Annotated in this window: 21 protein-coding genes, 1 pseudogene and 1 riboswitch; of the genes and pseudogenes, 10 read left to right on the top strand and 12 right to left on the bottom strand. The window is 59.1% G+C overall.

Annotated features, from left to right (window positions below; genetic code table 11):
• Nucleotides 1-200 precede the first annotated feature (200 nt).
• Nucleotides 201-758, top strand: coding sequence for an RNA 2'-phosphotransferase (locus QMX88_RS12050; protein WP_192174916.1), 558 nt, complete (start codon nt 201-203; stop codon nt 756-758).
• Here the strand turns inward: QMX88_RS12050 and QMX88_RS12045 are convergent.
• From QMX88_RS12045 to QMX88_RS12030, 4 genes and pseudogenes are all read right to left on the bottom strand, one after another.
• On the bottom strand, nt 742-1,146 hold the full coding sequence (locus QMX88_RS12045; RefSeq protein ID WP_282369525.1) for a hypothetical protein: 405 nt from the start codon (nt 1,144-1,146) through the stop codon (nt 742-744). The two genes, QMX88_RS12050 and QMX88_RS12045, sit on opposite strands and share 17 nt — an antisense overlap.
• A 6-nt stretch (nt 1,147-1,152) precedes the next feature.
• Nucleotides 1,153-1,509, bottom strand: a complete 357-nt coding sequence (locus QMX88_RS12040; RefSeq protein WP_282369523.1) for a hypothetical protein — start codon at nt 1,507-1,509, stop codon at nt 1,153-1,155.
• Between the two features lie 170 nt (nt 1,510-1,679).
• Nucleotides 1,680-2,543, bottom strand: a pseudogene (locus tag QMX88_RS12035) (DUF6861 domain-containing protein); the annotation flags it as partial.
• Nucleotides 2,544-2,619: 76 nt separating this feature from the next.
• Nucleotides 2,620-3,249, bottom strand: coding sequence for a LysE family translocator (locus QMX88_RS12030; protein WP_282369521.1), 630 nt, complete (start codon nt 3,247-3,249; stop codon nt 2,620-2,622).
• A gap of 88 nt (nt 3,250-3,337) precedes the next feature.
• Between QMX88_RS12030 and QMX88_RS12025 the strand changes: the two genes are divergently transcribed.
• The 3 genes from QMX88_RS12025 (at nt 3,338) to QMX88_RS12015 (ending at nt 6,232) form a co-directional block, all read left to right on the top strand.
• Nucleotides 3,338-4,303, top strand: a complete 966-nt coding sequence (locus tag QMX88_RS12025; protein WP_282369519.1) for a 2-hydroxyacid dehydrogenase — start codon at nt 3,338-3,340, stop codon at nt 4,301-4,303.
• 95 nt (nt 4,304-4,398) lie between these two features.
• A complete protein-coding gene (locus QMX88_RS12020; RefSeq protein WP_282369516.1) occupies nt 4,399-5,397 on the top strand; it encodes a class I SAM-dependent methyltransferase in 999 nt (332 codons plus the stop codon).
• Nucleotides 5,398-5,437: 40 nt separating this feature from the next.
• Nucleotides 5,438-5,558: riboswitch (yybP-ykoY riboswitch) on the top strand.
• A gap of 89 nt (nt 5,559-5,647) precedes the next feature.
• Entirely contained in the window at nt 5,648-6,232 is a 585-nt protein-coding gene (locus QMX88_RS12015) for a TMEM165/GDT1 family protein (RefSeq protein ID WP_074884042.1), read from the top strand.
• A 226-nt stretch (nt 6,233-6,458) separates the two neighbouring features.
• Here QMX88_RS12015 and QMX88_RS12010 read toward each other — a convergent pair whose 3' ends face one another.
• The 4 genes from QMX88_RS12010 to QMX88_RS11995 form a co-directional block, all read right to left on the bottom strand.
• A complete protein-coding gene (locus QMX88_RS12010; protein ID WP_192174923.1) occupies nt 6,459-7,277 on the bottom strand; it encodes a M48 family metallopeptidase in 819 nt (272 codons plus the stop codon).
• Nucleotides 7,278-7,428: 151 nt separating this feature from the next.
• Nucleotides 7,429-8,073: an SOS response-associated peptidase gene (locus QMX88_RS12005; RefSeq protein ID WP_192174924.1), complete on the bottom strand. Its 645-nt coding sequence runs from the start codon at nt 8,071-8,073 to the stop codon at nt 7,429-7,431.
• Between the two features lie 51 nt (nt 8,074-8,124).
• The gene (locus QMX88_RS12000) at nt 8,125-8,385 is read right to left on the bottom strand and encodes a putative signal transducing protein (RefSeq protein ID WP_192132565.1); all 261 of its coding nucleotides are present in this window, start codon (nt 8,383-8,385) and stop codon (nt 8,125-8,127) included.
• A complete protein-coding gene (locus QMX88_RS11995; protein WP_192174926.1) occupies nt 8,385-8,567 on the bottom strand; it encodes a CPXCG motif-containing cysteine-rich protein in 183 nt (60 codons plus the stop codon). The genes QMX88_RS12000 and QMX88_RS11995 overlap by 1 nt, the downstream gene beginning before the upstream one ends.
• Before the next feature lie 214 nt (nt 8,568-8,781).
• On the opposite strand from QMX88_RS11995, the gene QMX88_RS11990 reads away from it, so the two are divergent.
• Both QMX88_RS11990 and QMX88_RS11985 read left to right on the top strand, forming a co-directional pair.
• Complete coding sequence (locus tag QMX88_RS11990; protein ID WP_192174927.1) at nt 8,782-9,945, top strand: 1-acyl-sn-glycerol-3-phosphate acyltransferase; 1,164 nt, start codon at nt 8,782-8,784, stop codon at nt 9,943-9,945.
• Between the two features lie 170 nt (nt 9,946-10,115).
• Complete coding sequence (locus QMX88_RS11985; RefSeq protein ID WP_282369498.1) at nt 10,116-13,214, top strand: autotransporter domain-containing protein; 3,099 nt, start codon at nt 10,116-10,118, stop codon at nt 13,212-13,214.
• A 4-nt stretch (nt 13,215-13,218) separates the two neighbouring features.
• Here QMX88_RS11985 and QMX88_RS11980 read toward each other — a convergent pair whose 3' ends face one another.
• Nucleotides 13,219-13,488, bottom strand: coding sequence for a hypothetical protein (locus QMX88_RS11980; protein ID WP_172609708.1), 270 nt, complete (start codon nt 13,486-13,488; stop codon nt 13,219-13,221).
• A 140-nt stretch (nt 13,489-13,628) separates the two neighbouring features.
• On the opposite strand from QMX88_RS11980, the gene QMX88_RS11975 reads away from it, so the two are divergent.
• The gene (locus QMX88_RS11975; protein WP_065991803.1) at nt 13,629-13,832 is read left to right on the top strand and encodes a hypothetical protein; all 204 of its coding nucleotides are present in this window, start codon (nt 13,629-13,631) and stop codon (nt 13,830-13,832) included.
• Between the two features lie 101 nt (nt 13,833-13,933).
• Here QMX88_RS11975 and QMX88_RS11970 read toward each other — a convergent pair whose 3' ends face one another.
• Entirely contained in the window at nt 13,934-14,515 is a 582-nt protein-coding gene (locus tag QMX88_RS11970; RefSeq protein ID WP_192174929.1) for a YajG family lipoprotein, read from the bottom strand.
• A gap of 221 nt (nt 14,516-14,736) precedes the next feature.
• Between QMX88_RS11970 and QMX88_RS11965 the strand changes: the two genes are divergently transcribed.
• From QMX88_RS11965 to mqo, 3 genes are all read left to right on the top strand, one after another.
• Nucleotides 14,737-14,970, top strand: coding sequence for a hypothetical protein (locus QMX88_RS11965; protein WP_282369492.1), 234 nt, complete (start codon nt 14,737-14,739; stop codon nt 14,968-14,970).
• A gap of 540 nt (nt 14,971-15,510) precedes the next feature.
• The gene (locus tag QMX88_RS11960; protein ID WP_133771915.1) at nt 15,511-15,705 is read left to right on the top strand and encodes a hypothetical protein; all 195 of its coding nucleotides are present in this window, start codon (nt 15,511-15,513) and stop codon (nt 15,703-15,705) included.
• Nucleotides 15,705-17,210 carry a malate dehydrogenase (quinone) gene (gene mqo / locus QMX88_RS11955; RefSeq protein WP_282369489.1) on the top strand — a complete coding sequence of 502 codons (1,506 nt, stop codon included), beginning with the start codon at nt 15,705-15,707 and terminating at the stop codon, nt 17,208-17,210. Before QMX88_RS11960 ends, mqo begins: the two co-directional genes overlap by 1 nt.
• A 117-nt stretch (nt 17,211-17,327) precedes the next feature.
• Here mqo and QMX88_RS11950 read toward each other — a convergent pair whose 3' ends face one another.
• Complete coding sequence (locus QMX88_RS11950; protein ID WP_282369488.1) at nt 17,328-17,789, bottom strand: hypothetical protein; 462 nt, start codon at nt 17,787-17,789, stop codon at nt 17,328-17,330.
• A 226-nt stretch (nt 17,790-18,015) separates the two neighbouring features.
• Entirely contained in the window at nt 18,016-18,303 is a 288-nt protein-coding gene (locus QMX88_RS11945; protein WP_282369487.1) for a PA4642 family protein, read from the bottom strand.
• Between the last annotated feature and the right edge of the window lie 34 nt (nt 18,304-18,337).

Below are 18,337 nucleotides of genomic sequence, written 5' to 3'. Positions count from 1 at the left end.
ACTTGGCCTAGGAAATTCTGGACCGGTATAAAGAATTTTTTCGGTGCCGCCGAGATCATAAGAAAGGTGTCATTGGAATACCTAACCGCTCAAGAATGTTCCAACGTTGCTGAATAACGATGCAGCAGAGGTCAGGATTGATTTTCTTCGGATGAAGCTTTAGCTTTCACGTTCAATGCTGGCCATTATGAGGAATCGGTGTGGACAAGAAATTACTTGACGAAAGCAGCAAGTTTTTAAGTTATGTCTTAAGGCATGAACCAGAAGCCATCGGCTTGGAGCTGGATTCAGATGGATGGGCCGATATCGACGCGCTAATCCTGTGCGCCTCGAGAAATAATCGCGTTATTGACCGAGACCTGTTGGAAAAGGTGGTTAACGAAAGCGAGAAGAAAAGATTTATTATTTCAGAAAGCCGACAACTTATCCGAGCCGCGCAAGGTCATTCAACTCGCACAGTAAATCTTCAACACACGCAGACGATACCGCCCACACTCCTCTACCATGGTACGGCCACCAGATTCCTGGAATCAATCTATGAGAAAGGACTCATTCCGGGAATACGTCATCATGTGCACTTGTCGGAAAGCCCAGAAACTGCACATTCCGTAGGGCTTCGCTATGGCAAGCCAGTTGTCCTGAAAATTGAAGCTCTTCGAATGCATGAAATGGGCTTCAAGTTTTATAAGGCCGAAAACGAAGTGTGGCTAATCGATAAAGTCCCTGCGGAGTGGCTTCCTCTCAAGACTGGTCTATAACTTCGAATGACTGCGCTACGATGTGAAGTGCTGCCCCCTCAGATTGAAGATACAACCGAAAGTGCCTAAAATTGGCCGAGCTAGACATTTTATTAGCGATATCCACGATTTCTGAGCCTTTATACTCAACCAAGCAACTCAGCAACGATAAATCCCGGTCGTCAGGGCAACTAAAAAAGCTATGACCCGGGAACGGAGTCTTTACAAAATAGCTAGGCCAGAAAAATCGAAGGCTTTTCTTTACGCGTGTAGGCGCAGAAAGCTCCGGATCGTAATATATATCGAGTGTAAGATAGTTCTCAGCATAAGACATTGAAAAATCATCTTCACCATCTGAAGGTAGAAAGGTATCAAGATCTAAAAGCTTTTGGGGTTGAGTTAGCTTCATTAATTATTACCTTCTTGCATTAAGTACGGAGCCGCCGTAATTCTTTCTAAGCTGCTCTTTGACAAGCTCGTCGAAAGTTGTATTCTCAAAAGCTACAACACCTGTTTTATTAGCCCCATACCACTGACTCTTGGGTATACCAGCATTTATAAGCGCTGTTGAGCTTCGGGTATTTGCTATGACATTGTGCCCATCAACAACAACGTAATCAAGAGGTACTTGCCTAGGGGTTATGGCGCCAGTCTCCAAGGCACTCGTGAGATCGGACACTGTATTTATGGGCTGCCCTGCAGCCATAGAATAAATATTTTGTCCGTCTTTGCTAAACGCCTTGGTCGGCTTAGACATTTTTTGTGCGAACACACTGTCTTCCAATACACCTAAAACGGGATTTCCTTTAGGAGGTGGTTCGTCGCTTTTTTATCAGTTTTTGGTTTTTCTGGCTGTATCGGGGCGCTAGTTTCTTGCTCTTTTTTAGTAATTTCTGGCCTTTCTGTCTGCTTTTTAATCTCGGCTTCAAGTTCTTGTTTAGCCAATGGTATCGGCTCGCGTACTCGCAATTCAGGAAGTGCCAACAAGCCTTGTTCATTTCGAGCTAACCAACCAGCAATCTCTTTGTTAGTCATGTCTGCTTGAAGCTTTGCGCTACGCGCGGCAATGCTGTCCAGGCTGCTCACGACTCCAGCCTTAATCTGTCCTCTAGAGATATAAGTAACAATGGCTGTCAGCAACAGCATTACCAACTGCTCCTGACCTCTGGCAAGCTTCCTCGCTGCTGCGTCTATACACTCGTCAACTATCCATGCGGACGCGCCTGTAGGGTCAAGTCCGGCAGGTCTGACGCCATCTTCAGCGTTCCATGCGGTAACGATGCCCTCATAAATGCTTGCGAGACAAGGAGGTAGCCCCTGGTAGAAATAATCGGCGATGGCTGAGAGCCCCATCCCCAGCAGAATCAAGTTGCCAACTTGCGCGCCTATGCCCCCACCCACCACAGCTCCCGGTAACGCACCCGCTCCAAACGCTAGCGATCCAGCCGCCCCACCGGCAACGGCTCCTACAGCTACGCTGCCGCCCATGATCATGGCGACCTCTTTAACCAATTGCAGCAACGTGTGCAGGATATCGGCGATGTTGATGGATGCCCATTTGCGCGTCAGATCTAGTTGGATAATGGGATAGGACTTGGCCATCGCCGACCTGACCGATTCGATGCGGCTTCCCCCTACACTGCCGTAGGCCAGAGTGGCCTCGGTGCTCACGCGTCGAGTGAAGCCATTCCAACTGCCGAGCGTGCTTTCCCAGCCCTGATCTAACGACTGGTTTAAATTACCGAACTTTTCTTCAAGATTACGCGCTACATCATCCCAACTGGGAACATCGGTTAGAAAATCCATTTACTCATCCCTGCCGTCTAAAGGCGGTAGTACCCAACCTAATTCCTTAAACAGTGGTACTTCACTAAACCCAACATCAATGCATCTCCGTCAACGCCAGCTTCAAACCCAGCGCAACAAGCACCCCACCCATCGCCCGATCAAACCAATGGCCCATCCGCGCAAAGCCCGCGCGAATCCGAGGCTGGCTGAACAGGCGTGCCACCAGGCAGAACCATGCGCCGGTCGCGAATGCCAGGTAAACGCCATAGCCCGCCTGTACCAGCATCGGCGTGTGCGGATTGATCACGACGGTGAACAGCGACAGGAAAAACAGTGTAGCTTTCGGGTTCAGCCCATTGGTCACGAACCCCGCCGTGAAGGCGCCCCGCGCGGTGCGCTCGCCTTTGGCGATGTCCACGGGCGCATCCGATGCGTTTGCAGGTTTGGCGCGCAGTGCTTTGATGCCGATGTAAATCAGGTACGCCGCCGCAGCCCATTTCAAGGCATTGAACAGGACGATGGACTGCGAAACGATCAGGCCAATCCCCAGCAGCGAATAGCCGACGTGCAGGAAAATCGCGGTGCCCACGCCCATGGCGGTGTAGGTGCCGGCCTTGCGACCGTGGGTCACGCTTTCGCGCACGACGACGGCGAAATCCGGACCGGGGCTGGCGACAGCCAGCAGGTGAATCAGCGCAACGGTTAAAAATTCGGTCCAGTACATCGAAGTTCTCCAGGCGTTATGGCGAGCGGCAGGCTCTGGTAGGCTCGTCACATTACGCCTCCCACCCACCGAGCAAAAGGTACAGCTGATGCCCACTCAACGCAGAGCAGTTTTCCTGGATCACACCTCTCTGGATCTGGGGGATCTCGACCTCGCGCCGTGGCGTGAAACCTTCAGCGAACTGGTGCTGCATGGCAGCACCACACCCGATCAGGTGGCCGAGCGTTTGAAGGACGCCGATGTGGCGATTTCCAACAAGATCATGATCGATGCCGCCACGTTCGCCGCCTGCCCGAATCTGAAACTGGTGCTGGTGACCGCCACCGGCGTCAACAATGTCGACCTCGATGCCGCCCGTAAGCATGGCGTGGTGGTCAGCAACTGTCAGGGCTACGGCACCCCTTCCGTGGCCCAGCACACGCTGATGTTGCTGTTGGCGATGGCCACCCGCTTGCCTGACTATCAACAAGCGATCCACCAAGGCCAGTGGCAGAAATCGAAGCAGTTTTGCTTGCTGGACTTCCCCATTGTCGAGCTGGAAGGCAAAACATTGGGGCTGCTGGGCCATGGCGAGCTGGGCGGCGCGGTCGCGAAGCTGGCCGAAGCCTTCGGCATGCGCGTGCTGTCGGGTCAGATCCCCGGTCGTCCTGCTCGCCCTGATCGCGTGCCACTGAATGAGCTACTGCCCCAGGTCGATGCCCTCACCCTGCACTGCCCGCTCAACGAGCACACTCGGGACATGATTGGCGCCCACGAGTTGAGCCTGCTGAAACCCAAAGCCTTCATCGTCAACACCGCGCGCGGCGGCTTGATCAACGAGCAGGCACTGGCCGATGCCCTGCGCAACGGCCATCTCGGCGGCGCGGCCACCGACGTGCTGACGGTCGAGCCCCCGGTTAATGGCAATCCGCTGCTGTCGGGCGATATTCCGCGCCTGATCATCACGCCCCACAGCGCATGGGGCAGCCAGGAAGCGCGGCAGCGCATCGTCGGCCAGATCAACGAAAACGCTCTCGCGTTCTATGAGGGCAAGCCGGTCCGCGTCGTCAGCTGACACGGAGCTTTTCGCAGGCTCGCCACTCGGCCGCACAGCGCGTGCGCGGCGTGGCAGGCCTGTTAGACTTCGCCCTTTTTTTCGAGGAGCCGATGATGGACCCGCGCAGTGAAGTGTTACTCCGACAGGCCGATTTGTTTCAGGGTTCCTTGCTGCTGACCGGCCTCCCTGCCGACGACTTGCTGAGCAAGCTGCCCAACGCGCGCGGCTGGAGCTGGCACGCTGGCGACTTCGACACCCTCGGTACACGATTCCCCGAGCGCGTGCACTTCGGCACCGAAGCCCCGGGCGAACCCTTTGAAGCCGCGGTGGTGTTTTTGCCCAAGGCCCGCGACCTCGCCGATTACCTCATCAACGCGCTCGCTTCGCGTCTGGCCGGACGTGAGCTGTTTCTAGTCGGTGAAAAACGCGGTGGCATTGAAGCCGCCGCCCGCCAGCTAAGCCCGTTCGGGCGTACGCGCAAACTCGACAGCGCCCGGCATTGCCAGCTCTGGCAAGTCACCGTCGAAACGCCTCCGCAAGTGGTTGAGCTCGACAGCCTGGCCAAACGTTTCGACATCGAAATCGAAGGCGGCGCGTTGAAGGTGGTGAGTCTGCCGGGCGTGTTCAGCCACGGCCGTCTGGACCGGGGTTCGGCCCTGTTGCTGGATAACATTGATCGGCTTCCCGCCGGCCATTTGCTCGATTTCGGATGCGGCGCGGGCGTTCTCGGTGCAGCGGTGAAACGCCGCTACCCCGAGACCCGCGTGACCATGCTGGATGTCGACGCGTTCGCCACCGCCAGCAGCCGTCTGACGCTAGCCGCCAATGGCCTTGAAGCCGAAGTGCTCACGGGTAACGGAATCGACGCCGCACCGAGCGATCTGGACGTGATTCTGACCAATCCGCCGTTCCATACCGGCGTCCACACTGATTACGCCGCTACTGAAAATCTGTTGAAAAAAGCACGAGAACATCTGAGAAAAGGCGGCGAACTGCGCCTGGTTGCAAACAGCTTCCTGCGCTATCAGCCGATTATCGAGTCGCATCTGGGGCCGTGCGCAATCATGGCCGAGGGTCAGGGCTTCCGGATTTACCGTGCGAAACGTGCGTGATAATTAGCGCTTGCCGAACACGAGACGTGTAGGCAGAATCCGCACCGTCCTAGGGGAGTAGTCTCCCACGAGCGCCATGCTCGTCCGGCACGCATCAACATACTTGGTCCTCAGACCATGGTGCGTGCGACCCCAGATCCGCTCAGACGGATCGGTGGTTTGACAAGACCTATGACACGAACATCCTGACCCGGGGCGGGGAGGTTGTACGTGTCATAGCCGTGTTGACCCGCCCCTTAGGAAAACCCTGATGCTGGAATCCTTGCTGGTCCCCACCGCTGTCGTCGCACTGGCTGAAATCGGTGACAAGACCCAACTCCTCGCGCTCGTTCTTGCCGCTCGCTTCCGCAAACCCTGGCCCATCATTGCCGGGATTGTCGCAGCCACGCTGGCCAACCATGCTGCGGCCGGTGCCGTTGGCGCATGGTTCAGCAGCTATCTCTCCGACGCCGTCCTGCACTGGATCCTGGCCGCCAGCTTTACCGCCACGGCGCTGTGGACGCTGGTTCCGGACAAACTGGACGACGACGAAGCCAGCACCAGTCGCAAGTTCGGCCCCTTCCTGACCACGCTGATCGCGTTCTTCATCGCGGAAATCGGCGACAAGACGCAGATCGCGACCGTCATGCTGGCGGCGCAATACCCAAGCTTGTGGCTGGTGATCCTCGGCACGACGCTGGGCATGTTGCTGGCCAATGTGCCGGTGGTTCTGGCGGGTAATTTTGCTGCGGAGAAACTGCCACTGACGCTGATTCGTCGTCTGGCAGCAGGGGCGTTCTTCATCCTGGCGATCGTTGCGGTGTACAAGGCGATGCAGATCAGCGGCTGGGTGTAGCCGCAGACATCAGCCCCCTGTAGGAGTGAGCTTGCTCGCGATGCTCTTCAACCGTTTCGCAGATACGCGCCGACAATTGATGATCGCGAGCAAGCTCAGTCCATGTGGCAGTGAGCTTGCTCACGAAGATGGCGTTCCAGGCGCTGTGATGCAGCGGATGTCCCGACCTCTTCGCGAGCAAGCTCGCTTCCACATGACCGTGTCTGCTACCGGGATCAGGCGTTGATCAGCCCTTCGGCGCCTGCTGATACAACGGCATCACTTTCGGAATCGCCGCCTGCAGCGAGGCGATCCGGTTGGACGAGGCCGGGTGGGTGCTCATGAACTCCGGCTGCGACGCGCCGCCTTGGGCTTCCATCTTCTGCCACAGCGTGATCGCGGCATTCGGGTTGTAACCGGCGCGAGCAGCCAGCTCGAGGCCCAGCAAGTCCGCTTCGTTTTCATTGGCGCGGCTGTTCGGCAGCGTCAGGCTGTAGTCGACCACGGTGTCGGCCAGCGCCAGACTGTCCTGCCCCAACCCCAACAGTGCACCGGCGCCCTGCTTCGCCATCTGCACACCGTAGGCCTTGGACATGGCTTCACGGCCGTGTTCGCGCAAGGCGTGGGCAATTTCGTGGCCCATGACTGCCGCCAGTTCGTCATCGCTAAGCTTGAGCGTATCGATCAGGCCGCTGTACACGATGATCTTGCCGCCGGGACCGCAGTTGGCGTTCAGCTCATCGCTTTTGATCAGGTTCACATCCCACTGCCACTGCGCCGCGTCGGGCCGCAATTTCGGTGCCTGGGCAATCAGACGCTTGGCGATGGCCTGGACGCGCTTGCCCTCGGCGCTGCTGTTGTCGAGCACGCCTTTGGACGTAGCTTCGCTGACCGTCTGCTGATAGGACTGGGCGTACATCTTGTTGACTTCGTCCGTGGACAGCATGCTGAACATGTATTGTTTGCGCTCGACACCCACCGAATCGCCGGTGGTGGTATTGACCGCCTGACACCCAGCCACCAGCAACGCTGCCGTTACGCCACAAAGAGCAAAAATCCTGCGCATTTCGTATCTCCATTGAAACAATCGCGCCATCCTAGGCAATACGCGGGCCGAGCACCAGATGCCAGCCGTCTGCCATGTGAAAAGGCGCAGGAAAACGCGGCTGTGTAACAGGAAAGAAACACGGGATCGCGATTCACACCGTGAGACAGCACTACAACGGCGTCAGGCATTCCGGCGCGTTGAGCTTCGGATCGTTCACCAGATTGGCCAAAGGCCGTTCGCGCAGTTGCATCTGCGGGGCGGCGAGCATGGCCTGCAAAGTGATCAGCGGGCAGTCCGGATCAAGCCAGGCGCGCTGCCCTTCTTCGTCGAGAATCAACGGTCGACGCTGGCTCATGGCCGACTGCGTGACCACAGCAACGCTCAGGTAGGTGTGGCCTTCAACGGGATAGGCCTCCCAGATCGCCGCGAAATACAGCGTCGATCCTTCGGCCGGCGTGAGCCAGAACGGCCGCTTGCGCACGCTGCCACGCCACTCATAAAAGCCGTTGGCCGGCAGCAGGCAACGTCGCTCACGAAACGCCTGTTTGAACATCGGCTGCTCCGCTACGGTTTCAGCGCGAGCATGGGCCGGCGTGCGCGACATGTCGGTAAGCCAGGGCGGCGTCAGCCCCCAACGTGCCCGCGCCACTTCGCGTCCGCGCTCGGCGCCCTCCTCGACCTCGCCCGGCGCTGCCCGGACCATCAAGACAGAAGCGGCAGGAGAAATATTCCACTGCGCTTGCTGGTCGCTCGGAAATCCGGGCAGGGCCGCAAAGGCAGGCGACCAACGAAACAGCGCATAACGTCCACACATGGGTTCAGCACAACTCTTTTTGAAAGCGAATGAGGCGCGCGCGAACCGGATTCAGCACAGCAACACATCGGGGTAGCTGTCCGGCTCGTCACCGGGCAGCGGAAAGGCGGCATTGTACTCGGTGATCAACAGACGCGCCCGCTCGGCCTGGTCATCCTCGACCGTCAGGCCCAACAACCCGAACGCCGGCAAATCCCCAACGGCGCCCAGTAAATGACGCCCGGTGATGTGGGACTCGATGCCTTCGCTGGCGAGCATGGCCTGCAGCAGCTCACCTTCCATCAGGTGTTCGGGCTCATAAATCTTGCGCATCACTCGTTCTCGCTGCGGACGTCCAGCGTCCACTCTTCCCCATCGGTTTGCAGGCTGAAGATGATCGGCCGGCAGCAGACGGGGCAATCTTCAATGTAGGTCTGATCGCCGCCGGACAGATCCAGCGCCGCCTCCACCGGTTCGCCACAATAAGGGCAGTCGTAATCCTGTATTTCCTGCATCGCAGTCTCCGGGCCCAGTTTTGCGTATAATCGCCGACTTGTTTGCGGGTCGAGCTTTATTCCTCAGCATCCGGGCATCAGCCTGAGTCGACACCTTGAGCGAAGCCGCCTTGTTGTGCGGCCGCCGCCCAGGCATCAAGCCTGTGGTGTCGTGACTCGCTGCTGCACCGGACTCGACCTCCTTTACCTTAGCCGTTTCCGACAAGAGAGCATGATGGGCGAATTCGATGCCATCCGACCGTACGACGACACCGAAGTAAAAGCCGTACTTGATCGGCTGCTGGGTGACAAGGCGTTCCTCGCGATCCTCACGCATTTCCGATTTCCGCGTCTGGCCGGCTCCCTCGGCTGGATTCTGCAACCGGCCATCGCGCGCAAGTTGCGTCGCCAGTTCGCCGGCATCGACACCGTCGCGGCCCTGCAGGACAAGGTCGAGCATTACGTCGATCACACCATCGAACGGGCCACTGACGGTGTGACCTACACCGGCGTCGAGCAGTTCAAGTCAGGGGTTGCGTACCTGTTTCTGGCCAACCACCGCGACATCGTGATGGATCCGGCTTTCGTCAATTACGCGGTCTATCACGCGGGCTTGCCAACGCCGCGCATCGCCATTGGCGACAACCTGCTGCAAAAACCCTTCGTCAGCGACCTGATGCGCCTGAACAAGAGCTTCATCGTGCACCGCTCGATCACCGGGCGTCGCGAGAAGATGGCGGCTTACCAATTGCTGTCGGCGTACATCAATCATTCCATCCGCAATGACTGCCAGTCGATCTGGATCGCCCAGGCTGAAGGCCGCGCGAAAGACGGCGACGACCGCACCGAGTCGGCCATCCTCAAGATGTTCCACATGAGCCGCAAGGACGAGCCGTTTGGCGAAGTCATTCAGTCGTTGAACCTGACGCCGGTGTCGATCAGCTACGAATACGACCCGTGCGATCACGCCAAGGCGCGGGAGCTGTACATCCGCGCCACCACCGGCAGTTACACCAAAGTGCCGGGCGAGGACGACGTCAGCATCGCGCTGGGGATCACTGGCTACAAAGGCCGCGTGCACGTGAACTTTGCCCCGCCGATCACCGAGCTGTTCGAGGACACCAAACTGCTGGCCATCGAAATGGACCGGCAGATTCTCGGCGGCTATCGGCTGTTCCCGGTGCACTACCTCGCGTACGCGCAATGGGCCAACGCCGAGCCGGCGCTCCAAGTGCCGAACGCGGCTCAAGTGTTCCCGGTAGACGAACTGGAACGCGCTCAAGAGGAATGGCAGCGCCGACTCAATGGCTGCCCTGCCGAGCACCGTCCGTTTCTGATTCAGCAATACGCTATGCCAGTGCGCAATCAGTACCGGGTGAAGGCCGGGTTGCCGCTTTAAGCCCCCTTCCCTCCCCCGAATAAACGGCGCCCTCAAGGCGCCGTTTTTCGTTGTGCGCCTCCGTTGCCTTGGCGATATCAGCCTTCACAAATGTGTCACCGCTGACACACTCAAGCGTAAGACACGGTTGTTAGGGTCGTCGCCTATCCAAATGAGTGAAGGCGTACGCTATGCGATCCAGCAAACCGGTTGCCCAGGTAATGGTGTCTTCCCTGGTACTTTCAGTGCTCGCCGTATCGGTCCAGGCCGCGAGCAGGGCGGGAGACGACACCATCAACGGTGTCGACCTGCTTTCCGGATTCAATACCTTATGGACGACCGGCGCGACCTGGGACACGGGTACACCGACCGCCTTGGGTCAGAGCTTGCTACGGCGCAACCTGCAAATCGTGGTCGACCGCGCCAATACGCGTACCCTCGCTCAGGAAACAGCCGCTTACTTCGATGACCGCCGTGATCAGAGTTACAGCGCCATCAGCGGCCTTGGCTCGTTGAGCGCTGCCTACAAGGCAGGCGCTGGCGCCTTCACGACCATCACGCAGTTCGACGACAGCAACAAAACCGTCAAGTACGACGATAAAGGCAATGGCGCAGGCAGTTCGTCTTCGGCGCTGGGCAAAGTCGTCGATCTGGTCGGCGCTGTACGCAACGACGCCTCGACAACGCCCGCCAAATCCCACTATTTGTATCCGCGGCCATGGCGGCAAAGTCTGGACGGTCAGAGCCTGGCCTTCGTGGTGGCGCCCTCCCTGCGCCCGGCAGAAAGCACCACGCCGGCCAGCGACTCGGGTTTCCCCAGCGGCCATACCAACGCCGCGTACCTGTCTTCATACGCACTGGCCTATGCCATTCCCGAGCGTTTCAGCGAGTTGATGCTGCGCGCCTCGGAAATTGGCGACAACCGCATTGAAGCCGGCATGCACTCGCCGTTCGACGTGATGGGCGGGCGCATCACCGCGACGTACTTCGCCATCGACAACCTCTCCAATCCGGCCAACGCCCAACTGCGCGCCGATGCGCGTGCTCAGGCACTGAGTTATTTCACGGCGCAATGCGGCGGCGACGTCAACGACTGCATGGCGAGCATTGACCCGGCCACCGATCGCACGTCTCAACACGCTCAGGACAAGGCGCTGTTCACCTCGCGCATGACCTACGGCTTCGATCCGGTGGGCCCGACCAACCTGGCCGCCGTTGTACCGACCAACGCCGAAGTGTTGCTGGAAACCCGCTTCCCGTACCTGGACGCCAGTCAGCGGCGCGAGATACTGGCGACCACCGAGATTTCATCCGGCTATGCGGTGATCGATCAGTCAGGTGGCTACGGCCGTCTGAACCTGTATGCAGCGGGCGATGGTTATGCAGCGTTCAATTCCAACGTCACGGTCAACATGGACGCCAGCCTGGGCGGCTATAACGCCATCGACGCCTGGCGCAACGACATCAGCGGCAGCGGCGGGCTGATCAAGAACGGCAGCGGCAATCTGATGCTGACCGGCAATAACACTTACTCGGGCGGCACCGTGATCAACGGTGGCGTGCTGACCGGCCATGCCAAGGCGTTCGGCAGCGGGACGATCACCGACAACGCGACGCTGGTCGTCGATCAGTCGACCAACGACACCCTCGCCAACAGCCTGACGGGCAACGGTGCGTTGATCAAACGTGGCATCGGCTCGCTGAACCTGACGGGCAACAACAGCCTGTCCGGCGCAACGACGGTGCAAGGGGGTCGGCTGGCGGTCAATGGCAATCTGGGCAACTCCATCGTCAGCGTGCAGCAAGGCGCAACGCTGGGTGGCAATGGCACCGTCGGGGGCATCAATGTCGCTCGGGGCGGCGTGGTTGCACCGGGTAATTCGGTCGGGCAACTGAACGTCAACGGTGATGTGAACCTGGCTCAGGGCTCGGTCTACCAGGTCGAATCGGACGCCAATGGCAATGCCGACCGCATCGTCGCCAGCGGCCGTGCAACCCTCAATAACAGCACGCTGTCGCTGGTTGAAGGCGGTAACTGGCTGGCCGCGAGCCGTTACTCGATTCTCTCGGCAGCCGGTGGCGTCAGCGGTGCGTTTGCCAATGTGCAAACCAACTTCGCCTTCCTCACCCCGACGCTGAACTACACGGCAACCGATGTCGGGCTGACGCTGGACCGTAACGCACAAACGTTCGCCAGCCTGGCGACGACCCGCAATGCCCGAGCGGTCGCGCAAGGGCTGGACAGCGCGGGCGCTGGCAACACGCTCTGGCGTGAGGTGGTGCAGGACGACGCGTCGACCGCACAGGCCACGTTCAAGGCGTTGTCCAACGAGCTGCATGCGTCGACGCAGTCGGCGCTGATCGAAGACAGCCGTCTGGTGCGCAACGCCGTGAACGATCGCTTGCAACAAGCGCAGTCAGCACCGGCACTTCGCGGCACGACGCAAACCCTCGTCGGTGACGACTCCCGTGGCGTGGTTTGGACTCAGGCCATCGGTGCGACCGGCAAAACCGACAGCACCCGTGATGTGTCGGGCCTCGACACGCACACCAGCGGTTTGCTGTTCGGCGCTGACGTGCCGCTCGACGACACCTGGCGCGTGGGCGCGATGGCCGGTTTCAGCAACAGCAGCTTCGACCTGCGCCATGCCTCCGGCTCCACCGACAGCGACAACTACCATCTGGGCGTCTATGCCGGCGCCAAGTGGGGCCAGTTGGGCCTGCGCCTCGGCGCGGTACGCACCTGGCACGAGCTGACAGCCAAGCGCACGCTGGACTTGCCCGGTGCTTCCGAGCACTTCAAGGAAGATTACAATGCGGCGACCAATCAGGTATTTGGCGAACTGGGTTACGCCATCGAGCTGGGCAATGCGCAACTTGAGCCCTTCGCCAACCTCGCCCATGTGCGACTGGACACAGATTCCTTCGATGAAAACAGCAACGCGATCAGGCTGGAGAACAAGTCTCAGGACAACAACATCACCTTCAGCACCCTCGGCCTGCGTGCGGCTACTCGCTTGAAGGCGGGCAGCGTCGCGATCAAGCCCAACGCGACACTGGGCTGGCGTCGCGCCTACGGTGACGTGACGCCAGAGAGCCGCGCGGCCTTCAGCGGCGGCGACACCTTCGATCTCTCCGGCGCACCGATTGCCCGCAACGCAGCAGTGCTTGGTGCGGGGGTCGATCTGGGCTTGAGCGACACGCTGAGCGTCGGGCTGAGTTACAACGGACAAGTGAGCAGCGATGCGTCGGATCAAACCCTGAACGCCAGGGTGACGCTGGCCTTTTAAGCGATCACAGCTTAGTGCTCACCCACGACAACAGCAGCGCGAACGCGAGGCACGCCGTGCCGAACCGATAGCTCAGGCGGATCATGCGCAAGGTGGGCACATCCATCAGGTGCATCGGTTCGTCGATTGGGGCTTGTTCGGTGAGATGGTGCAGATGGGCCATCTCCCGCTGCTCGCGAGTGCGGGTGGTGTGCAGCAGCCAGATGCCGGGGCCGGCGGCGAGCAAGGCGCAGAGGTTGATGGCTAGACCGGGGGCGTGATGGATAAGCGACATGGTGCCTCGATGACGCCGGATTAATGGGCGCCGCAGACTCTGTTTGGATCTGCCGCTCACACTAGTCGCTGTCACCTTAACGTCACCTGAACCGGGCACTGTGTGGGACCTCAAATCGACCCACCGCCACGGAGAGCGTCATGCTGCACGCCCACAACCAGGACCGCCTTTACCTCATCGCCCCCAGCGACGAACAGGAAGCATTGATCGACGCACTGGCGTTCAACGTTCAGGACAGGCACTGGCTGGTGTACTGCGCGCTCGGCGGCCATGCGCACAACGATCTGCCGGAAGTGGATCTGCAGACCGGTTTCAGTTTTCTGGATTTCTATCAGGCGGCTTGACCCCCGCGCTGCGAGCCCAAGGTGACGTCGCTGAACAAACAAAAAGCCCCGGCTTCTCGCGAAACCGGGGCTTTTTTGTACGTCAGAAGCAGGCGCTGAACTTACTGGCCGAGGGTGCGGCCAATCGTCTGATCCTGGAACAGGCGGGTCAGTGCGTCACTGAGCACGTCGCTGATCAGCTTGGTGTTGGTCTCTTCGTTTGGCGCCATGCCGAAGCGTTGATCCAGTGAGGCCGCGTAGCGACCGCTGTAGTTACGGCCGGCGTTCTGAACGTCAGCGCGGAACGTAGAGCTGATGTTGGCTTCGGTGACGTACAGGCCTTCTTTCGGCGATTGATACTTCAGGTCTGCCAGGGTGACGGTCAGCTGCGGACCATTACCATTCTGCACGGGCGTGAAACCCAGCAACCGCACGCCGGCTTCAGCCTGAGCCTGCAGCTGCGGCAGCAACTGCTGACCGTTGACGGTGATCGAACTGGTTTCCGGGTACAGGCCACCACGGGTGCCCAGTTGCTGCGACTGACGACCGTCAACCACGCGCACGACCACTTGCTGGCCGTGGCCGACCGGCGCCAGTTGAGCGTTCAGCTTGGGTTCCGGGGTAAGGGATTGCGGGCTGTGGGCACAGCCCGCCAGGGTCAGACTGCCAGCGGCAAGCAAACCGAACAGAACGCGACGCAACATGCTCATTTCTCCATGGGCCAAGGCACAAAATGTGCCGCAGTATAGCGACCTCCCAAGGCCGCTCACTAGGGTAAAGATACGACAAAGTGCCATCCCACCGGTTCCGGGTAGACGACGGTGTCCACACGATCAAAATCAACACAATTGCGCAATCGCAACGTCACAGCGGTGTCATGCCTGCCGACCATACTTTTTTCAACTCTCCAGCAAGGAGTCCTGCCATGGACTTTCTTTGGTCGTTGTTCTCGTTGCGCCGCCGTCATCGTCACTATGCCCGTCTGGACCAGCACGGCATTTGCCTGGCATTCAAGCACTGCGCAGAAACGCCCTGTGGTCAGGGCTGGGTCGAAGTCCACGAAGCAAACCTGTGCTGGCTGCAGCGCCCACTCCCCTCCAGCGCCTGCGTGACTTCCCGGTCACGGGCGATTACCGCCCGACATATGCTCAGCATCTGACCAAAAGACGAATAAAAGTCATCTTTCCTGGATCATTTCTGCCCGTTTCATCGCTATAATCTTCCCCCGATTATAAGGACGTCTCCTGATCGGGCCTCGCAGCATCGTCGATAGCCATTATCGACTCCTTCGTAACGCCCACAGAGAGCCTTCCACACAGACATGTGCAGCCCGATGTGGCCGCAGCGCAGACGCCGGATCGTCGACTAATCCGAACGTCCTTCGCCAGTTCTTGCCTCACATCGCGTATGAACCTGATCTGCAGAGCTGCCATCGCGCAGCCCTTTTTGAGGTTCGCGTCTCCAAAAGAGCGTGAAAAAAAACGGGTTTTCACAACTTCACAAGAGTGTGGCAAGCAAATGAATAGTTTCGCGTTTGTAAATGCACCGTTAGCGTCTGACCCAGCCCCCTTGCAAAGGACCGACCGCACCGCAGTCTCCGTCAAAAGAGCCTGAAGCCTGTCCGCTACGGATTTGGTTGCACAACCGGACGCCTTGACGATAGTCGAATGGCTGTACGGGCCGAAAAATGCGTTCATGCTTGCCTTATAAAAGCATCAACCAGGCTCGTTCGGTGGCGTCCGCTGAAGATGCAAAAAATTGCGAAGAATCGGACATGGCGATCCCGGCCAGGTTGAACGAGGCACTGCGCGAACACCGCGCCGCCCGAACCTGGCGACTGACCACGGGAACGCATGCCGTCAATTTGGTGCTGCAGATTTTGGAGACGCGTTAATGGCGCATAACGAAGCAGTCGATGTAGTGCTGGTCGGGGCAGGCATCATGAGTGCCACCCTCGCCGTACTGCTCAAAGAGCTGGACCCGAGCCTCAAGGTTGAAGTCGTCGAGCTGATGGATTCCGGTGCTGCAGAGAGCTCCAACCCCTGGAACAACGCAGGTACCGGCCACGCCGGGCTGTGCGAGCTGAACTACACGCCGGAAGCGGCCGACGGCTCGATCGACACCAAGAAAGCGATTCACATCAACACCCAGTTCGAAGTCTCCAAACAGTTCTGGGCCTACCTGGCTCGCAAAGGCACGTTCGGCTCCTCGCGCTCGTTCATCACGCCGGTTCCGCACCTGAGTTTCGTTCAGGGCGAAAAAGGCATGGCGTACCTGAAAAAACGCTACGAAGCACTGCGTCCGCACCACGCCTTTTCCTCGATGGAATACACCGAAGACAAAAGCAAGCTGGCAGAGTGGATGCCGCTGATGATGCCCGGCCGTCCAGCCGATGAGCCTATCGCGGCGACGCGGGTCATGCACGGCACCGACGTCAACTTCGGCAACCTGACCAACATGCTGCTCAAGCATTTGGCCAACGCGCCCGATGCGCAGGTCAAATACTGCAAACGCGTCACCGACCTGAGCCGCCAGGGTGACGGCTGGACCGTCACCATCAAGGACGTGACCAGCGGCGAGACTCGCAACATCGACGCCAAATTCGTGTTCCTGGGCGCAGGCGGCGCGGCGTTGCCATTGCTGCAGATGTCCGGCATTGAGGAAGGCAAGGGTTTCGGCGGCTTCCCGGTGAGCGGCCAGTGGCTGCGTTGCGATAACCCTGAAGTGGTGAAGCATCATCAGGCCAAGGTGTACAGCCAGGCGGCAGTGGGGTCGCCACCGATGTCGGTGCCTCACCTGGACACCCGCGTTGTCGACGGCAAGAAGTCCCTGCTGTTCGGACCTTACGCCGGCTTTACCACCAAGTTCCTCAAGCACGGTTCGCTGCTGGACCTGCCGCTGTCGATCCGCGCAGCCAACATCGCGCCGATGCTGGCAGTGGCCCGCGACAACATGGACCTGACCAAGTACCTGATTAGTGAAGTTCGGCAGTCGATGGAACAGCGGCTCGATGCACTGCGCCGCTTCTACCCGGAAGCCAAAGCCGAAGACTGGCGCCTGGAAGTGGCCGGTCAACGGGTACAGATCATCAAGAAAGACCCGAAAAAAGGCGGCGTTTTGCAGTTCGGTACCGAGCTGGTGTCGGCGAAGGACGGCTCCCTTGCCGCACTGCTGGGCGCCTCGCCGGGCGCTTCAGTGACCGTTTCGATCATGCTGGACCTGATCGAGCGTTGCTTCCCGGACAAGGCGCGCACCGAGTGGGCCACCAAGCTGAACGAGATCTTCCCGGCTCGCGAAAAGGCACTGGAAACCGATGCGCAGCTTTATCAGCGTGTCAGTGCTCAGAGCGATGCCAGCCTGGATCTGGTGCAGAACAGCGAAGCAGCCACTTTCGCCTGATCGTTGGGTTGCTTCAAAAAGCTGTAAAAGAAAACCCCGCCAAACCAGGCGGGGTTTTCTGTTTTTGCACTCAATGGCAGCCGCTTTAACCGGAAGATCCGGGCTGCAGCTTCAACGCTACTTCATCACGAATCTGACGGAGTACGCCTGCATCGAGTTCGTCCCTTTGGTCACCGATGCGATGCATTCCGCCGGTACTGTTCCGAGCGACCTGCCCGTTGCCGACTTCTCCGGCGCCGGTGTGATCGAGACCCAACTGAACGTCACCGAGTGGGCTGCCGTGAACTCGCAGGTCTTGCCTACGCCGCTCACGCGGAAGCTCGCAGAATCATTGCGAGGATTCTTCAGCGGGATGGACACAGATGCAGTGGGTGCGTCAGCCGAAAAGCCGTAACCGGTGTAATCAGCATTGGGTTTGGCCCAGCTGGACCATACCAGCGCGAGGTCGATGCCTGTCTGATTCCACATTTCCATGTTGAGCTGGATTTTATTGGGGTAAGCCGCCTGAGCGGATGCTGCCGCGACCATCATTGCGATGGCGGCGATTGTGCGCGTGAAGCAAGTCTTTACGTTTTTCATGTTACGAGTTCCTTTTCGCTTGATGATGCGAGCGTCCTGCTCGCGTTCCTGTAAGCATTGTCACGGGGCTGAGTATGAATCAGCGTGCCGCTTTCGATAGTCGCAAACGCCGAAGAAGGCGGTAGGAAGGGTCTTTCGATTCTGTAGTGAGAGCGCGTAAGCAGGAATCTGATTACCGGAGGGAAGCATCAGGCGCCGAGGGACGGCGCCCGGGAAGCGGGTCGAATCAGCCTTTCGCCCTGTCGATCAGTTCGATGTATTCCTCGGCGTTGCGTTGATCCTTGATCAGCGCCACGAAGTCATTGCCGTGTTCGTCTTTGCCGTCGAGGTCGTAACCGGCTTCCTTGAAGAACGTCAGAAACCGCCCGAAGTCGTCGATGCGAAGGCCGCGGTAGGCCTTGATCAGCTTGTGCAGCGACGGCGACGTGGCGTCGACCGGCTCGAAATCCAGGAACAGCTTGATCTGGGCGTCGCCGATTTCATCGCCAATCACCTGCTTCTTATCTTTACGCATTGCTGACTCCAACTGACTTGCGGGACATTTCACG

The sequence above is a fragment of the Pseudomonas sp. PS02290 genome (assembly GCF_029960075.1).
Taxonomy (GTDB): domain Bacteria; phylum Pseudomonadota; class Gammaproteobacteria; order Pseudomonadales; family Pseudomonadaceae; genus Aquipseudomonas.
Note: the sequence above shows the minus strand (reverse complement) of the source record. Positions and strands in the feature narration are given on the sequence as shown.

Excerpts from the sequence above, each read along its gene's own strand:
- QMX88_RS11945 (WP_282369487.1), bottom strand. The coding sequence starts at position 18,303 with ATGCGTAAAGATAAGAAGCAGGTGATTGGCGATGAAATCGGCGACGCC.
- QMX88_RS11970 (WP_192174929.1), bottom strand. The coding sequence starts at position 14,515 with ATGTTGCGTCGCGTTCTGTTCGGTTTGCTTGCCGCTGGCAGTCTGACC.
- QMX88_RS12015 (WP_074884042.1), top strand. The coding sequence starts at position 5,648 with ATGCTGGAATCCTTGCTGGTCCCCACCGCTGTCGTCGCACTGGCTGAA.
- QMX88_RS11975 (WP_065991803.1), top strand. The coding sequence starts at position 13,629 with ATGCTGCACGCCCACAACCAGGACCGCCTTTACCTCATCGCCCCCAGC.
- QMX88_RS12030 (WP_282369521.1), bottom strand. The coding sequence starts at position 3,249 with ATGTACTGGACCGAATTTTTAACCGTTGCGCTGATTCACCTGCTGGCT.
- QMX88_RS11995 (WP_192174926.1), bottom strand. The coding sequence starts at position 8,567 with ATGCAGGAAATACAGGATTACGACTGCCCTTATTGTGGCGAACCGGTG.
- QMX88_RS11980 (WP_172609708.1), bottom strand. The coding sequence starts at position 13,488 with ATGTCGCTTATCCATCACGCCCCCGGTCTAGCCATCAACCTCTGCGCC.
- QMX88_RS12020 (WP_282369516.1), top strand. The coding sequence starts at position 4,399 with ATGGACCCGCGCAGTGAAGTGTTACTCCGACAGGCCGATTTGTTTCAG.
- QMX88_RS11985 (WP_282369498.1), top strand. The coding sequence starts at position 10,116 with ATGCGATCCAGCAAACCGGTTGCCCAGGTAATGGTGTCTTCCCTGGTA.
- QMX88_RS12000 (WP_192132565.1), bottom strand. The coding sequence starts at position 8,385 with ATGCGCAAGATTTATGAGCCCGAACACCTGATGGAAGGTGAGCTGCTG.
- mqo (WP_282369489.1), top strand. The coding sequence starts at position 15,705 with ATGGCGCATAACGAAGCAGTCGATGTAGTGCTGGTCGGGGCAGGCATC.
- QMX88_RS12045 (WP_282369525.1), bottom strand. The coding sequence starts at position 1,146 with ATGAAGCTAACTCAACCCCAAAAGCTTTTAGATCTTGATACCTTTCTA.
- QMX88_RS11950 (WP_282369488.1), bottom strand. The coding sequence starts at position 17,789 with ATGAAAAACGTAAAGACTTGCTTCACGCGCACAATCGCCGCCATCGCA.
- QMX88_RS12025 (WP_282369519.1), top strand. The coding sequence starts at position 3,338 with ATGCCCACTCAACGCAGAGCAGTTTTCCTGGATCACACCTCTCTGGAT.
- QMX88_RS12010 (WP_192174923.1), bottom strand. The coding sequence starts at position 7,277 with ATGCGCAGGATTTTTGCTCTTTGTGGCGTAACGGCAGCGTTGCTGGTG.
- QMX88_RS11965 (WP_282369492.1), top strand. The coding sequence starts at position 14,737 with ATGGACTTTCTTTGGTCGTTGTTCTCGTTGCGCCGCCGTCATCGTCAC.
- QMX88_RS11990 (WP_192174927.1), top strand. The coding sequence starts at position 8,782 with ATGGGCGAATTCGATGCCATCCGACCGTACGACGACACCGAAGTAAAA.
- QMX88_RS12005 (WP_192174924.1), bottom strand. The coding sequence starts at position 8,073 with ATGTGTGGACGTTATGCGCTGTTTCGTTGGTCGCCTGCCTTTGCGGCC.